Genomic DNA, 14,689 nt, shown 5'->3' on the forward strand with positions numbered 1-14,689 from the left:
CAGTCAGTCGATCTGCCGACGGAACGGCGGCAACGCATTGAGAATGGCCTTGCCGTAGCGCTGGGTAACCACACGCCGATCCAGCAGGGTGATGGTGCCGCGGTCGGCCTCGGTGCGCAGCAGGCGACCGCAAGCCTGCACCAGGCGCAGCGAAGCGTCAGGCACGGCGATTTCCATGAAGGGATTACCACCGCGCGCCTCGATCCACTCGGCCAGCGCCGCCTCCACCGGATCATCCGGCACGGCGAAGGGAATCTTGGCGATCACCACGTGCTCGCAGTAGGCACCCGGCAGGTCGACACCTTCGGCGAAACTGGCCAGGCCGAACAGCACGCTTTCCTCACCTGAATCGACGCGTGCCTTGTGCTTGTTCAGGGTCTCCTGTTTGGACAGGTTGCCCTGAATGAACACCCGTTTGCGCCAGTCACGATCCAGGCCATCGAACACGTCCTGCATCTGCTTGCGTGAGGAGAACAGCACCAGCGTTCCGCGACTGCCCGCCACCAGGTCTGGCAGCTCGCGAATAATCGCTGCCGTATGTACTGCTGCCTCGCGCGGGTCGGCCTTGAGATCAGGCACACGCAGCAGGCCGGCATCGGCATGATGGAAGGGGCTCGGCACGATGGCGGCGACCGCCACTCTGGGCAGGCCCGCACGCATGCGATAGCGGTCGAAGGTGCCCAGCGCGGTCAGCGTCGCGGACGTCACCAGGCAGCCATGGGCGACATTCCACAGGTTACGGCGCAGCGTCTCGGCGGCCAGGATCGGGCTGGCGTTGACCTCGATATCGAACAGCGCACCGCTCTCGGCCAGGGTCAACCAGCGCGCCATCGGCGGGCTTTCCTCCGGGTCTTCGGCGGTGAAAGCCAGCCACAGCTCCCAGTTGCCCTTGGCGCGTGCCATCAGGCTGCCGAACAGCGGATACCACTCCTCAGCCTGGTGGCTGGCGATGCCCACGGCACCCTCGCCGTCCATCGCTTCCTTGAGCAGCTCGGTAACCCCGGTAAACAGGTCGTTGAGCTTGGAAAAGCCCTTCTTCAACTCCAGCCCCAACTCGGTCAGGTGCTCCGGCACCACGCCGCCGACGAAGCGGTGACGCGGGCGTTCGCGCCCTTCCATGTCCTCTCCGGCCTTGAAGTCGGCAATCTCTTCACAAACAGTGAACATGAATTGCTGCTGGGTCTTCAGCTCGCGGGCCAGCTCCGGCACCTGTTCGATCAGCCGGCCGAGATCCCCCGGCAACGGGTTCTGCGCCAGCAGCTTGGTCAGGTTCTTGTCGATCTGGGTCAGCCAGTCGGCGGTCGAGCGCAAGCGGGTGAAGTGAGCGAAATGGCCGATGGCCTTGTCCGGCAGGTGATGGCCTTCGTCGAAGACGTAGATGGTTTCACGCGGGTCGGGCAACACTGCGCCGCCGCCCAGGGCCAGGTCGGCCAGCACCATGTCGTGGTTGGTGACGATCACATCGACCTTGCCCATGCCCTCGCGCGCCTTGTAGAAGGCGCACTGTTGAAAGTTCGGGCAATGACGATTGGTGCATTGGCTGTGGTCGGTGGTCAGCTGCGCCCAGCGCACGTCTTCCAGCTCCTCCGGCCAGCTGTCGCGGTCGCCGTCCCATTTGTTGCCGGCGAGCTTTTCGATCATCGCGGTGAACAGCTTCTGGCCCTGTTCATCCACATCGATGCGAAAACCCTCTTCCTCGAACAACTGCGCGGTAGCGCTCTGCGCGGCACCATCCTGCAGCAGGTGATCAAGCTTGGACAGGCACAGGTAACGACCACGGCCCTTGGCCAGGGCGAAGCTGAAGTTCAGGCCGCTGTTGCGCAGCAGATCGGGCAGATCCTTGTGCACGATCTGCTCCTGCAGCGCCACGGTGGCGGTGGCAATCACCAGGCGCTTGCCAGCGGCCTTGGCCGTGGGAATGGTGGCCAGGCTGTAAGCCACCGTCTTGCCGGTACCGGTGCCCGCCTCGACCGCCACCACGGCAGGCTCACCCAGACGCTTGCCCTCGTCATCGGTCTTGATGGTGCCGAGCACCTTGGCAATCTCGGCGATCATCAGCCGCTGGCCGTAGCGCGGCTTGAGTGACTTGGCCTCGAGAAAGCGCGAATAGGCGCCCTGGATCTGGGACTTGAGTTCGGTACTGAGCATGGATTCTGAAACGAAAAAGGCTGGATAAATTTTCAGTATTCGCGGAGCGATCGCTATCATAGCGCGCCTGTCGATCTGGCGCAGACTCGCGTGCCAATCGAATCAACCAAGCTGCCAAACGGCCCCTCTGGAGATACCGCATGACACCTTACGCACCGCTCTATGCGCTACACCTGCTGGCCGCCGTCGTCTGGGTCGGCGGCATGTTCTTCGCCTGGATGATTCTGCGCCCGGCAGCGGTGGAAACACTGGAGCCGCCAGCACGCCTGCGCCTGTGGCTGAGTGTGTTCAAACGCTTCTTCGTCTGGGTCTGGCTGGCGGTACTGATCTTGCCTGTGACCGGCATGGGCATGCTGCACATGGGCTACAGCGGCTTCGAAACAGCGCCGCGCTATGTGCACATCATGATGGGCTTGTACCTGGTGATGCTCGCTCTGTTCCTGCGGATTCAAGCACTGCAGCTACCGGAGCTGCGGCGCGCCGTGGAGGCCGAAAACTGGCCGGCAGGCGGCGAGGTGCTGGGGCGAATTCGCAGGATCGTAGGCAGCAATCTGTTGATCGGCCTGGCACTGATGACGCTGGTGGCCATGCGGCCGTCATTCTGATCGATGACGCAGCCCTCGCTGGCAATGAGCGAACGAGGGCTGGGTAGGGTCAGAAACGAAACACCTGCACAGCGCCACTGCGACCTGCAGCGCCTTCGCGCCCAGGCTGACCGGGTTTGCCATCGGCAGCCCCCTCTACGCCATAGACCAGGCAACCCTTGGCGGCCCCGCCACGGCCGGGGCGCCCCGCCGATCCAGCTACACCACCCGCGCCGCCATCGAGCAGCACCTGCATGCGCTCGACCTCGACTTGGTGCGGCACTTCCAGCACCACATTGCCGCCCGGCGCGCCATCATGACCATCGGTACCGTCCTGGCCATCGTAGCCAGCGCTGGCCTGGCCCCAGGTACAACCACCCGGCTGCCCATGCGCGCCATCGAGCCCGGCATAACCCGGCCTGCCCTGACCACCACGCACATCCAGGGTCAGCGACTCGAATGTCAGCTTGTGCAGCTTGAGTTTGATCTCCCGCCCAGGAGTGGCTGGCCGGGTGTACGTACCAGCGGCGCCCTTGGCGCTGATCCAGGCGCCCGGACCGATATCGGCATCCTCAACCACCAGACGCAGCGGCTGATCGCTGGGCGCTACGCCAATACGTGCGTCGCGGCCCATCAGCAACTCGCCGATATGCAGCTCGGTCACCGTCGCAGGAATCATCAGGGTGGCCTGATCCGCCACTTCCAGTCGCTCAAGCTGCAGACTGCTGCTGGCGACCGGTAAGCGCATCAAGGTATTGGAAGGTACCTTGACCTGCGTAGCAGCAAGTGAAGTACCCGCAAACAGGCAGAGCAACAGCGTGAAACTACGCATGAGTAGCCTCCTCAAACGCTGCTGCCATGCATTCGGACTTGTGCTCTACCTTCAGCGGGTAGAGGTGGAAAACGCCGAACAGCAGGACCTGTAGACGATCCAGCCAGGGGCTAGCGCGACCGGACAGGAGGTCTGAAAACAGCCACAGTTGCACGCCATGCAGCAACGCAAGAAAGGCCGCGAGCACATAGACGAGTTGTTCGAACGGGGTACCGAAACGCTTGGCCAGCGCCGCCCCGAATACCAGCCAGAAGGCCAAGGCCAGCGCCTTGCCCATCGTCAACAATGTTTTCATCCCCGCCCTCTTGCGCAGCTATTTTCTAATTAGCGCTGCACGTTACCCCCTCGCAACAATGACCACCAGAGCGACGAATATTTTTTAACGACTTTGTTTATCACCCGCGAACGCTCGAGTGCCTCGCTGCATCCGTCATGGGCGCGGCCCACTATCAGCGAAGAGGTGCAGGTACAAGGAAGATTGCGCGCAAGCCGCGGTCAGCGGCAGATTCCGCACAAGAAAAGACCCGACCGATGAAAATCGGTCGGGCCTTTTCGGGTGACGCCTTATCCGGTTGAGCGAAGCGCCTTACGGCTGAGCTTCGACCTCGGCTTCTACGCGACGGTTGATGGCACGGCCATCAGCAGTGGCGTTGTCAGCAACCGGGCGGCTCTCGCCATAGCCCACCGCCTGCACACGGCCGGACTCGACACCGTACTGGTTGACCAGAACGTCGCGAACGGCACTGGCACGGCGCTCGGACAGACCCTGGTTGTAAGCATCGCTGCCCACGGAGTCGGTGTGACCTTCAACCACAGTGCTGGTCTGCGGATACTGTTTCATGAAGTCGGCCAGGGCTTTGATATCGCCATAGCTTTCCTGCTTGACCTGGGCCTTGTCGAAGTCGAACTTGACGTCCAGTTCGACACGAACGGCTTCGGCCGGCTCGGCAACGGCAACCTCCTCGACAACAACTTCTTCGACAACGGCAACCTGCTGCGCTTCGGCACCGTGTACCCAGCAGTAAGCTGCGCCTAAACCAGCACCGAGCGCAGCACCAGCACCAGCCCAGGAAGAACTTTCAATTGCCCCTAACGCCGCACCACCCACACCGCCTACAGCTGCGCAGGTGGGCCAGTCGGTTTTCTGCAAGCCGGCACAGCCGGTCAGCAGGGTACTAGCCAGAATCAGGGGTACTGCGTTCCTTGTGATACTCATACTTTAGGTCTCCAATGTTCATCGGCCCATAACCGACTCAATAGTAGTAAAGACAGGAGTTGTACAATCCGCCAGCTATAGCAGCTTCTGCGGATAATTTTCTCTCACTCTAGGCCTGATACCGACACCACGTTAGTCTTTGCAGACTTTTCGAGGAAGTTCGATGACCGCCAGCCTTAGCACCCGTACTCCACAGCAAGCCATTGCGGCACTGCTTGCCCGCTATACCCCCGAAAAACTGCTGTTGCTCGGGGCAAGCGAACTACCCGCAGTCAGCGCCTTTCAAAGCGCCCACCCGCAGTGTCAGGTCACCACCGCACCTGCTGCCCCCCTGGCGCCTGAACTGGCCGCGCAGCGCTTCGACCTGGCAATTCTGGTCGACTGTCTGGAGCACTTACCCAAACGCGATGGACTGCAACTACTGGGCGGCATCCGCAACCTCAATGCCAGCCGGGTCGCCGTATTGCTCGACCTGAAGGCATGTGGTTGGCAGGAAACCGATCTTTTCGCCCTGGCTTTGCAAGCCAGTGAACAGTTCCAGCGCGAGGGACAGACCCTGCATCTGTTCACCTATGATCTGCTTGATTACAAGCAAGTTCCCGACTGGTTGAACGCAAAATTCTGGGCTAATCCACAAAACTTCGGCAAATACTGGTGGTAGAGCGATGAACCCACTCGATCCCAATTGCCCCTGCGGCAGCGGCAACCTGCTGAGCCAGTGCTGCGGTCGCTATCATGCGGGGGCCCACGCCCCCAGCGCGGAACTATTGATGCGCTCGCGCTACACCGCTTATGTGCTGGGCCTGGTGGACTATCTGGTCGCCACCACTTTGCCTGCCCAGCAACAAGCGCTCGACCACGACGCCATGGCTGCCTGGAGTGCGCAGAGCACCTGGCTGGGACTGGAAGTCGAGGGCAGCGACGTATTCGGCGGCAAACCGGAGCACGCCCAGGTCACCTTCGTTGCCCGCTGGCACGATGACAACGGCGAACATCGTCACCGCGAATGCTCCGCTTTCGTTCAGGTGGACGGACGCTGGTTCTTTCTCGACCCCACGGCGCCACTGAAAGCCGGACGCAATGACCCGTGTCCCTGCCAAGGCGGGCAGAAGTTCAAGAAGTGCTGTGCGCCCTACCTGAGTGCCTGATTGGCGTTAATCCTGCTTTCTGCTTCAGTTGAAACGTCCCGCGAGGACACTTAACAAGGAGAAAGCCATGCACAAGAAAAGTGGTATCGCTCTTATCCTGGCCGGCCTGCTAGTAGGCTGCGCCAACCAGCCCGGCGGGCTGCAAGGGGAAACGCTGGATCTGGGTGACAGCCAGCGCGTCAGTCGCCTGTTCGCCTACCCGAACAACTGCAGCGTGATCTGCTACCGCGACTGGACGCTGGAACAGACGGTCGAACACTACCTGCAGCAGAGCCTGACGCGCGATGGTTACCCCCAGGCCAACGTGCGCGTAACACGCAACGGGGAACGCATTCATGCCACCTTCGACGGCGCGCCAACAGATTACGGCAAGCCGCTGCTGCAACTGCTCGATACCGGTGACCTGGCCTATCAGGGCGCCAGCCAGCTGAATCGTGACGGCAAATGGCAGTACAACTGGTACTTCTTCCTGCCCCTGGGCATGGCCCTGGAGAACCGCAAGAGCGTCGAGTTGCTGCACTTCCCGCCGGACTACTCACTGACCCAGGCTCAGGACTACCTACGCTCCAGCACCACAGACCGCTGGGCCTCTCTGCTCAGTTTCAATGGTGTACAACCAGAACACACACCCGCTTATCAGACCATCGTCGACATCGCTCCGATTGCCGCCCCAGCCAGTGCCGGCAGTGCTCTGGAAGGCGTCTATGGCTACTTCACCAGCTATCAACGGCGCATGGTCAGCGAGCTCAGCGCCGGCCCGGGGAATACCAGCCTGCCGATGGTCGCCTTTGGTGCGCCGGTGCGTAGCTGGATCACACAGCAATACGGAGTGAATCTGCCGGTGCTGGGCCTCGGCCAGATCGAGGCGAGGCCTGGAAAGCAGGTCCCCGTGCTCGGCGCCAATCACCCAAGCTATATCTGGTATGCGGCCGATCCGGCCAACAACAAGGGCAGCGAGGCCGCCGCCAACGCAGCAGGGATCAAGGTCATGGGGCAAGACCTGAGCGCCGCCTGCTGGCAGGCCAACATGGGCCGGCAACCGGCAGTTGATCCGCAGCAAACGCTCAATACCTGCACAGAGAAATGGCAGGTGACGGAGAAACTGCAAACCTGCGAGCTGTTCTTCACCAGCGTGCGCAATCTCAAACCTGAAGAGGCCGCAGCCAAGTGCAAGGCTGGTTAGCAGCCTGAGCGCAAAAACGCCGGGACTGCCTGGGCAGCTCACGGCGCTTCATTGCCTGCTGGACCGTCAATCCTGCAGTTTCAGGTGCGAGGTATCCGGCGCAGGAGCGGGAGCTAAGGGCTTGGCTTGCCCCATATCGCTACCGACGGGGGCCAGACTGAACTGCGAAAGATCGACCTGTGGCGCGGCAGCGTCGGGTCTGGCGTCTTGCAGATTGCTGCCCACCGGAGCGATATCGAAATCCGGCGCATCCACATCACTGAACGCGGCCATGTACTCATCTCGGGGAGCGACCTGCAGGCGACCCGGCCTGGCCGCAGCGGGGATGGCTACCGGCGCAGGTTCCGACTGTACGGGCGGAGGCGGAGCCAGCTCGACCTCCTCGATCACCACGTCCATGTCGACGACCTCGACCCGAGCACCGGCCCGCTCCAGCGTCGCGCGGTATTTTTCCGCGGCAGCGGCATCGAGGTTGTTCTTGATCACGATGCGACGCCCAGAGAACAACTGGGCAATGCGCTGAGCATCGGCCTGGAACAGCTTGGCCATATTGGCTTTGACCAGCTCCGGCTGGGCGCCCGGCACCAGTTGCCCGGAGAAGGCGATCTCATAGCGACTCATGGTCACACTCCTGTCCTATTCGCCGCTCAGTATGGCGCAGGTTCCTTTGCCCCGACACTGCAGGCTTCTCATTCATGCTCTCCCGAACCTCGACAGCACCAGACCACCCCACTATCTCATTGAAAATAATGAGTGCTTCCCCGTTGCAGCCAAGCGCTTGCTTGTTACACTGAGCCGCAATGGGGGTATGAAATGTTTTCTCAGGCGCAAATGATAAGAATTATCAGCCTATTGATGTTTTTTGGCCTGCTTTCAGGCCTGACAGGATGCTCCACCTGGATGACAGGTGGCTTCAAGGACCCGGACGTCCAACTCATCAAAGTTGATGTGGTCAAGGCCAGGCTGCTCGAACAGGAGTTCCGCCTGCGCTTTCGAATCGACAATCCCAACGGCGTCAGCCTGCCGGTGCGTGGGCTGGACTACAACGTCCATCTAAACGGCATCCAACTGGCCGAGGGCTACTCCAACGAGTGGTTCACCGTGCCCGCTCACGGTCATCACACTTTCGAAGTACCGGTGCGCACCAACCTCTGGCGTCATGTGCGACAGATCGTCAAAGCGCTGGAAAAACCGAACGAGCCAATTCGCTATAGCCTCAAGGGCCAGGTAAAAACCGGTATGTTATTCGGCCGCAGCGTGCACATGGCGCGCAATGGAGAGATAATTCCCGGCGATTTCATCCCCGAATAACCTGCATGAGTAACACCATGAGCAACCAACCCCACGTCCACGGCCCTGACTGCAACCATGACCACGATCATCACGATCACGACCATGTGCACGGCCCGCACTGCAACCATGGCCATCAGGAGCCCGTGCGCAACGCGTTGAAGGATGTCGGCCGTAACGATCCTTGCCCGTGCGGCAGCGAGAAGAAATTCAAGAAGTGCCACGGCGCCTGAACCGCGCATGGATGCTCTGAGCCTCACACTACTCCTGACCGGCCTGCTGCTGATCGCGGCGCTGGCCGCCTATGCCTGGCACCTGTGGCGCCGCGTATGGGCAAACCAGCGCGTGCGCGACGAAGCACAGCAAGAACGCCAACAACGTATCGGCGGCGATCTGAACATTCTCGCCAGCAGCCTGCTCGACGAGCAGTTGCCGCTGATCGAAGGAGCCATCCGCATCAAGGTGCTGCTCGACAACTATGACAGTGCCTTGAGCAATGACAGCCGTTGCCAGGTGTTCCATCTGCTCTTCGAGGCGACCGCCGAAGTACCCACGCATGCGGGCTGGAAAGCGCTGGACAAGGCCGAACGGCGCCGCTTCGAGAAACGCTTCACCGAACTGGAGCTACAACACAAGGCCGCTGCGCGTGTCGCTGCACGTTGGTTGCTGGATGAAGGGTTGAAGAGGCCTCAGGCGAACATCTGAGAGAGCTTTCAGCGCAGCATCGTCACTTTCAACGGTTCTCAGGCCTCTTGCCAGGCACCCCCCAGCCTCATTACCTTGGCGCCTTTGTGGCCGGTCCCTGCGTGACCGGCCTCGACCGACCGCACACCAAGGAAATTCGCCATGCGCACGCTGGCCTGCCTGACTCTCGCCGCCTCACTGACCAGCCTTGCCGGCTGCCAGTCCCTGCTCAATAGCCGTTATGCCGACAGCGTGCCACCCACCCGCGGCGTCGAGCGCATTCAGGGCGTGGCAGAAAGTGCATCGGTGCGACGCAATGCCCTCGGCATGCCACTGATCGAATCGAGCAATTTCCACGACGCCCTGTTTACCCTGGGCTACGTGCATGCGGGTGATCGCCTCAGCCAGATGGTCGGCATGCGCCTGCTGGCTCAGGGCCGCCTGGCCGAAATGGCAGGGCCCGGCGTGCTGGAAATGGACCGGTTCATGCGCGCGGTCAACCTGAAAAAGAGTGCGGAAATTCTCTACGCCGACGCCTCGCCACGCCTGAAGCGTTTCTTCGAAGTCTATTCGCGCGGCGTCAACGCCTACCTGTTCCGCTACCGCGATCGCCTGCCGATGGATCTGGCCGAGTCCGGCTACCGTCCCGAGTACTGGAAGCCCGAGGACTCGGTGCTGTTGTTCTGCCTGCTCAACTTCGGTCTGGCGGTGAACATGCAGGAAGAGATCGCCGCGCTGACCATGGCCCAGCGCGTGGGCACCGACAAGCTGCCCTGGCTGCTGCCGATCTACCCAGACGAGCCGCTGCCCTTCGCCGAAGCAGAAAAACTCGCCGGTCTCGACCTCAAGGGTCAGCTACCGGGTCTACAGGCGATTTCCCGCACCGCAGCACAGATCGCCGAACAGCACATGCTCGGCGTCGCCGCCTCGAACAACTGGGCCATCGCCCCGCAGCGCAGCCGTGGCGGCAAGAGCCTGCTGGCCAATGACACACACCTGCCGCTGAGCATGCCTTCGCTATGGAGCTTCGTGCAGATCCGCTCGCCCAAATACCAGGCCGCGGGCATCTCCCTGGCGGGCGTACCGGCAGTAGTCGCCGGCTACAACGGTAAGCTGGCCTGGGGCATGACCATGGTCATGGGTGACAACCAGGACATTTATCTTGAGCGCATCAAACGCGAAGGCAGCCGCCTGATGTACCAGGCCGACAGCAAGTGGCTGCCGGTCGCCGAACGCCAGGAGACCTTCTTCATCAAGGGCCAACGCCCGATTCGCGAAACGCTTTACGAGACCCGTAACGGTCCGCTACTGAACTCGGTGCTGGGCGAACGCAAGCATATGCTGCAGCCCCTGGCTCTGCAGAGCGGTTACGGCCTGGCGCTGAAAACCACCCAATTCGAACGTGACCAGAGCCTCGACGCCTTCTTCGACCTGTCGCGCGCGCAGTCGGTGGACCAGGCCTTCGAAGCGACGCGGGAAATCCGCGCCATGCCGCTGAACATCGTCTTCGCCGACGCCCAGCACATTGGCTGGCAGGTCACCGGCCGCTACCCGAACCGCCGCGAAGGTCGCGGCCTGCTGCCCTCCCCCGGCTGGGACGAGCGCTACGCCTGGGATGGCTTCGCTGACCCGATGCTCCACCCCTACGATCAGGACCCGCCGCAAGGTTGGCTGGGTACCGCCAATGAGCGCAGCGTGCCGCCCGGCTACGGCATGCAGCTGTCCAGCTCCTGGTACTACCCGGAGCGCGCCGAGCGCATTGCCGAGCTGGCCGGCAACGGTCGTCACGATGGCCGCAGCATGATCGCCATGCAGTACGATCAGACCTCGCCCTTCGTCGCCAAATTGCAGGCCATGTTCAACGACCCGGCCATGCACGACTCGTTGCGCCAAGCCATCACCGCCCTGCCGGCTGGGCAACGCGCACGTGCCGACGAAGCGCTGAAACGTCTGCTGGCGTTCGACGGCAAGCTCGCTGCCAGCTCTGCTGATGCCGCCATCTACAGCGCCTTCCTGCATGAGAGTGCGCGGCATATTTTCCTCGACGAACTGGGCCCGGAAGACAGCCCGGCCTGGCAGGCGCTGGTGCAAGCCGCCAACACCTCCTATTCGGCACAGGCCGATCACCTGCTCGGCCGTGCCGACAGCCCCTTCTGGAATGACATCCGCACGCCGGAGCAGGAAGACAAACCGACTATCCTCGCGCGCAGCCTGGCCGCCAGCATCGAGTTGCTGGAGAGCCGGTTGGGCACGGAGCGGCGCAACTGGCAGTGGGGCAAGCTGCATACCTATGAGTGGGTGACCGATACCACGCGCATGGCGCCCTACATGAGCGCCAGTCAACGCAGCAGCATCAACGCCTTGAAAGGTTATCTGGATCGCGGCCCCTATCCGGCCGGGGGCGACCACAGCACGCTGAACGTCTCTGCCTACGCCTGGGGCCAGGACTTCAATACCTTCCTCATCCCGGCCATGCGTATCGTGGTGGATTTTGCCGCCGACGAGCCGTTGGTCGGCGTCAACAGCTCAGGGCAGTCGGGCAACCCAGCCAGCCCACACTACGCTGACGGCATCGAGGCATGGCTCACGGGTGGCTACATGAGCTTCCCGTTCAAGGCGGAAAATCTGGACAAGGTCTATGGCAACCAGCGCCTGTTGCTGATGCCGGCCAAGTAATGACCGTTCGTCGGGCGGCGCTGAACCTTTGCCTCAGCGCCTCACTCTGAATAATCGACTTACTCCATAGATCATCGTTTTAAGGCGCCCTTGGCGCCTTTTCTTTTGCCCGAAGAAAAAGATGGCTTTTTTCCATCACCGAATGGAACTTCTCGGACAAAGCAGGTTCAGAGACTATGCATCGATTGAAATGCTCCCCTGGCGCCTCTGGCGCCTATTTTTTTGCCTGCAATTCAGAGAACACCTGCTAAGCCAGCAGGCTGCGGTCGAAGATAAAAGCCTCACCCGCGTGCGGGCTGTGCGCCAGCAGGTTCTGCGGTCGCCCCATCTTCGGGTAGTTCTTTTCGCCCGTATCACTGATCCAGCCTTGCGCCTTCATCCGCTCCAGCCTACCGCGCAAGGTGGTGTGCTGCACCGGCTCCCCCAGACACCCCTGAAATGCCGTCAGCGCATCGGTCACGGTGAATCGCGGTGCCAGCAGATACAGCGGCAACGAGCTGTAGACCGACTTGCCCCGCAGCCGCTCAGCCGCCAGACGCACCAACTGCGTGTGGTCGAACGGCAATGCCTGTGCCCCTGCAATGACGCCCGCCAACTCGACGAATCGCAGGTTTTCATCCTGTGGCTCTGCATCAGACGCCAACAGCGCCAGGTAGCAGGTGCTCAGCGACCAGCCGCGCGGATCGCGCACACCATTACCGACTGTCGCCACCTGCTCCAGATACTGCGGTTGCAGGCGCGCCTTGTCGGCCAGTGCTCGGGCAGCGGCGGCGTCCAGGCTGGCATCGGCACAACGGCCGTTGACCAGCACGCCCGGCAGCGCCCATTGCCCGGCGTAAGGTTCACGCTGGCGACGCAACAGAAGCACCTGTAGCGTCCCCTCCTCGCTCAGACGCAGGGCGACGATATCTACCCCGGCCAGCACCTCAACTGCACTCATCCTGTTGCTTGCTCCTTCATGTACTTATTTCATCTTGACCAATAACTCATATTTTTTCACGTAGGTTTTGGCGAAAACACTTGACTACATATTTCATCAGATGAAATATGTAGTCACTCACCCAAGAGAAGGAGGCGTACCATGAAGATCGCCAGCTTCGACGTCGACGCTCAGAAAGGCTTTACCCCGCTGTGCCCCAACGAGCTACCGGTGCCCGAGGGCGACACCATCGTCCCGGCGCTGAACCAACTGGCCGCACGCGCCCAGCTGCGCATCGGCAGCAAGGATGCCCACAGCCCGCAAGCGGCCTGGGTCGTCGATAACCACGATGAGATGTTGCGCCCCCTGCCGTTGGCCAATGCAGACCTGACCTGGGTCAGCCACTGCGTGCCTGGTACGCCCGGCTTCGAACTGCTCGATGACCTACCAGCGCCGCTGGATTACGACTACTTCGTGTGGAAAGGCGTCGAACCGGACCTGCACCCCTACGGTGCCTGCTATCACGACCTGGCCGAGAAGCGCAGCACGGGCGTGATCGAGTTTCTCCGGCAAAATGACGTCGACCTCGTTCTGGTCGGCGGCCTGGCCCTGGACTACTGCGTCAAGACCACCGCCCTGCAGCTGCGCCGCGCCGGCTTCGAGGTGATCGTGCATCTACCTGCCTGCCGAGCCATTGCCAGCGAAACGGCCGAAACAGCCTGCATCGCCATGCGCGAACAGGGCATCACACTTGCCACCAGCCTGGAACAGCTGGATGACACCCTCGCCAAGGAGAACCTGCGATGAGCGAGAGCATCTTCGCCGAGCGCACCGTGCAGAACCTGCTGGACACCGATTTCTACAAGCTGACCATGATGCAGGCGGTGCTGCACAACTACCCCAACGCAGAAGTGGAATGGGAGTTCCGCTGCCGCAGCAGCGAGGATCTGACGCCCTACCTGGCCGAGATCCGCTACCAGATCGAACGCCTCAGCGAGCTGAGCCTAAGCGTCGACCAGCTTGCCTTTCTCGACAGCATTCCCTTCATCAAGCCCGACTTCATCCGCTTTCTGAGTTTGTTCCGCTTCAACCTGCGCTACGTGCACACCAGCATCGAAGACGGCCAGTTGAACATCCGCCTGCGCGGTCCCTGGCTGCACGTAATCCTTTTCGAAGTACCGCTGCTGGCCATCGTCAGCGAAGTGCGCAACCGCTATCGCTACCGCGAAGTGCTGCTGGAACAGGCCGCCGAGCGCCTGTACGAGAAGCTCGACTGGCTCAAGGCCAAAGCCTCGCCGAGCGAACTGGCCGGCTTCCAGCTGGCTGATTTCGGTACTCGCCGGCGCTTCTCCTACCGCGTGCAGGAGCAGGCGGTGCATATCCTCAAGCGCGACTTCCCCGGGCGTTTCGTCGGCACCAGCAACGTGCACCTGGCCCGCGAGTTCGACCTCAAGCCAATTGGCACCATGGCCCACGAATGGTTGATGGCGCACCAGCAACTCGGCCCGCGCCTGATCGACAGCCAGATCGCCGCACTCGACTGCTGGGTGCGTGAATACCGCGGCTTGCTTGGCATCGCCCTGACCGACTGCATCACCATGGATGCCTTCCTCGCCGATTTCGACCTGTATTTCGCCAAGCTCTTTGACGGCCTACGCCATGACTCCGGCGACCCACTGGTATGGGCGGAAAAAGCCATCGCCCACTACGAGAAACTCGGCATTGACCCCAAAAGCAAGACCCTGGTGTTCTCCGACGGGCTCGATCTACCCAAGTCGCTGCAGCTCTACCGTGCACTTTCCGGGCGAATCCACGTAAGCTTCGGCATCGGCACCAACCTGACCTGCGACATCCCTGGCGTCACTCCGATGAACATCGTGATCAAGATGACCGCCTGCAATGGTCAGCCGGTGGCGAAGATTTCCGATACGCCTGGCAAGACCCAATGCCGCGACGAGAATTTCGTCAGTTACCTGAAACACGTCTTTCGCGTGACCCAGTGAGGACCC

15 protein-coding genes and 1 pseudogene are annotated in these 14,689 nt (G+C 61.6%); 10 read left to right on the top strand and 6 right to left on the bottom strand.

Annotated elements, in window-relative coordinates:
• Nucleotides 1-3: 3 nt before the first annotated feature.
• Entirely contained in the window at nt 4-2,148 is a 2,145-nt protein-coding gene (dinG, locus tag CDO35_RS00430; protein WP_099522083.1) for an ATP-dependent DNA helicase DinG, read from the bottom strand.
• A gap of 140 nt (nt 2,149-2,288) precedes the next feature.
• Between dinG and CDO35_RS00435 the strand changes: the two genes are divergently transcribed.
• Entirely contained in the window at nt 2,289-2,753 is a 465-nt protein-coding gene (locus tag CDO35_RS00435; protein ID WP_099522084.1) for a CopD family protein, read from the top strand.
• 49 nt (nt 2,754-2,802) lie between these two features.
• Here the strand turns inward: CDO35_RS00435 and CDO35_RS00440 are convergent, their stop codons facing one another.
• The 3 genes and pseudogenes from CDO35_RS00440 to CDO35_RS22985 form a co-directional block, all read right to left on the bottom strand.
• On the bottom strand, nt 2,803-3,564 hold the full coding sequence (locus CDO35_RS00440; protein ID WP_099522085.1) for a hypothetical protein: 762 nt from the start codon (nt 3,562-3,564) through the stop codon (nt 2,803-2,805).
• Nucleotides 3,557-3,859 (bottom strand): DUF1145 domain-containing protein, encoded by a 303-nt coding sequence (locus CDO35_RS00445; protein ID WP_099522086.1) that lies wholly within the window; start codon nt 3,857-3,859, stop codon nt 3,557-3,559. The genes CDO35_RS00440 and CDO35_RS00445 overlap by 8 nt, the downstream gene beginning before the upstream one ends.
• Nucleotides 3,860-4,150: 291 nt before the next feature.
• A pseudogene (locus CDO35_RS22985) lies at nt 4,151-4,504 on the bottom strand (OmpA family protein); the annotation flags it as partial.
• A 439-nt stretch (nt 4,505-4,943) separates the two neighbouring features.
• Between CDO35_RS22985 and CDO35_RS00455 the strand changes: the two are divergent.
• From CDO35_RS00455 to CDO35_RS00465, 3 genes are all read left to right on the top strand, one after another.
• Complete coding sequence (locus tag CDO35_RS00455; protein WP_099522087.1) at nt 4,944-5,441, top strand: DUF6231 family protein; 498 nt, start codon at nt 4,944-4,946, stop codon at nt 5,439-5,441.
• A 4-nt stretch (nt 5,442-5,445) separates the two neighbouring features.
• Entirely contained in the window at nt 5,446-5,928 is a 483-nt protein-coding gene (locus CDO35_RS00460; protein ID WP_099522088.1) for a YchJ family protein, read from the top strand.
• 67 nt (nt 5,929-5,995) lie between these two features.
• Nucleotides 5,996-7,111, top strand: a complete 1,116-nt coding sequence (locus tag CDO35_RS00465; protein ID WP_099522089.1) for a hypothetical protein — start codon at nt 5,996-5,998, stop codon at nt 7,109-7,111.
• Between the two features lie 66 nt (nt 7,112-7,177).
• On the opposite strand, the gene CDO35_RS00470 is transcribed toward CDO35_RS00465, so the two are convergent.
• Nucleotides 7,178-7,732 (bottom strand): hypothetical protein, encoded by a 555-nt coding sequence (locus tag CDO35_RS00470; protein WP_099522090.1) that lies wholly within the window; start codon nt 7,730-7,732, stop codon nt 7,178-7,180.
• Between the two features lie 192 nt (nt 7,733-7,924).
• Here CDO35_RS00470 and CDO35_RS00475 point away from each other — a divergent pair, with 192 nt between their 5' ends.
• From CDO35_RS00475 to CDO35_RS00490, 4 genes are all read left to right on the top strand, one after another.
• Nucleotides 7,925-8,422 carry an LEA/WHy family protein gene (locus CDO35_RS00475; RefSeq protein ID WP_099522091.1) on the top strand — a complete coding sequence of 166 codons (498 nt, stop codon included), beginning with the start codon at nt 7,925-7,927 and terminating at the stop codon, nt 8,420-8,422.
• A 17-nt stretch (nt 8,423-8,439) separates the two neighbouring features.
• Complete coding sequence (locus CDO35_RS00480; protein WP_039964455.1) at nt 8,440-8,634, top strand: SEC-C metal-binding domain-containing protein; 195 nt, start codon at nt 8,440-8,442, stop codon at nt 8,632-8,634.
• A gap of 7 nt (nt 8,635-8,641) precedes the next feature.
• Complete coding sequence (locus CDO35_RS00485; protein ID WP_099522092.1) at nt 8,642-9,106, top strand: DUF2489 domain-containing protein; 465 nt, start codon at nt 8,642-8,644, stop codon at nt 9,104-9,106.
• Nucleotides 9,107-9,247: 141 nt separating this feature from the next.
• A complete protein-coding gene (locus CDO35_RS00490) occupies nt 9,248-11,761 on the top strand; it encodes a penicillin acylase family protein (RefSeq protein ID WP_099522093.1) in 2,514 nt (837 codons plus the stop codon).
• A gap of 247 nt (nt 11,762-12,008) precedes the next feature.
• Here CDO35_RS00490 and CDO35_RS00495 read toward each other — a convergent pair whose 3' ends face one another.
• The gene (locus CDO35_RS00495; RefSeq protein ID WP_099522094.1) at nt 12,009-12,701 is read right to left on the bottom strand and encodes an NUDIX hydrolase; all 693 of its coding nucleotides are present in this window, start codon (nt 12,699-12,701) and stop codon (nt 12,009-12,011) included.
• A gap of 141 nt (nt 12,702-12,842) precedes the next feature.
• On the opposite strand from CDO35_RS00495, the gene CDO35_RS00500 reads away from it, so the two are divergent.
• Both CDO35_RS00500 and pncB read left to right on the top strand, forming a co-directional pair.
• On the top strand, nt 12,843-13,487 hold the full coding sequence (locus CDO35_RS00500; RefSeq protein ID WP_099522095.1) for a nicotinamidase: 645 nt from the start codon (nt 12,843-12,845) through the stop codon (nt 13,485-13,487).
• Complete coding sequence (gene pncB / locus CDO35_RS00505) at nt 13,484-14,683, top strand: nicotinate phosphoribosyltransferase (protein ID WP_099522096.1); 1,200 nt, start codon at nt 13,484-13,486, stop codon at nt 14,681-14,683. The genes CDO35_RS00500 and pncB overlap by 4 nt, the downstream gene beginning before the upstream one ends.
• The last annotated feature ends 6 nt before the right edge of the window (nt 14,684-14,689 follow it).

This window comes from Pseudomonas sediminis (genome assembly GCF_002741105.1).
Taxonomy (GTDB): domain Bacteria; phylum Pseudomonadota; class Gammaproteobacteria; order Pseudomonadales; family Pseudomonadaceae; genus Aquipseudomonas; species Aquipseudomonas sediminis.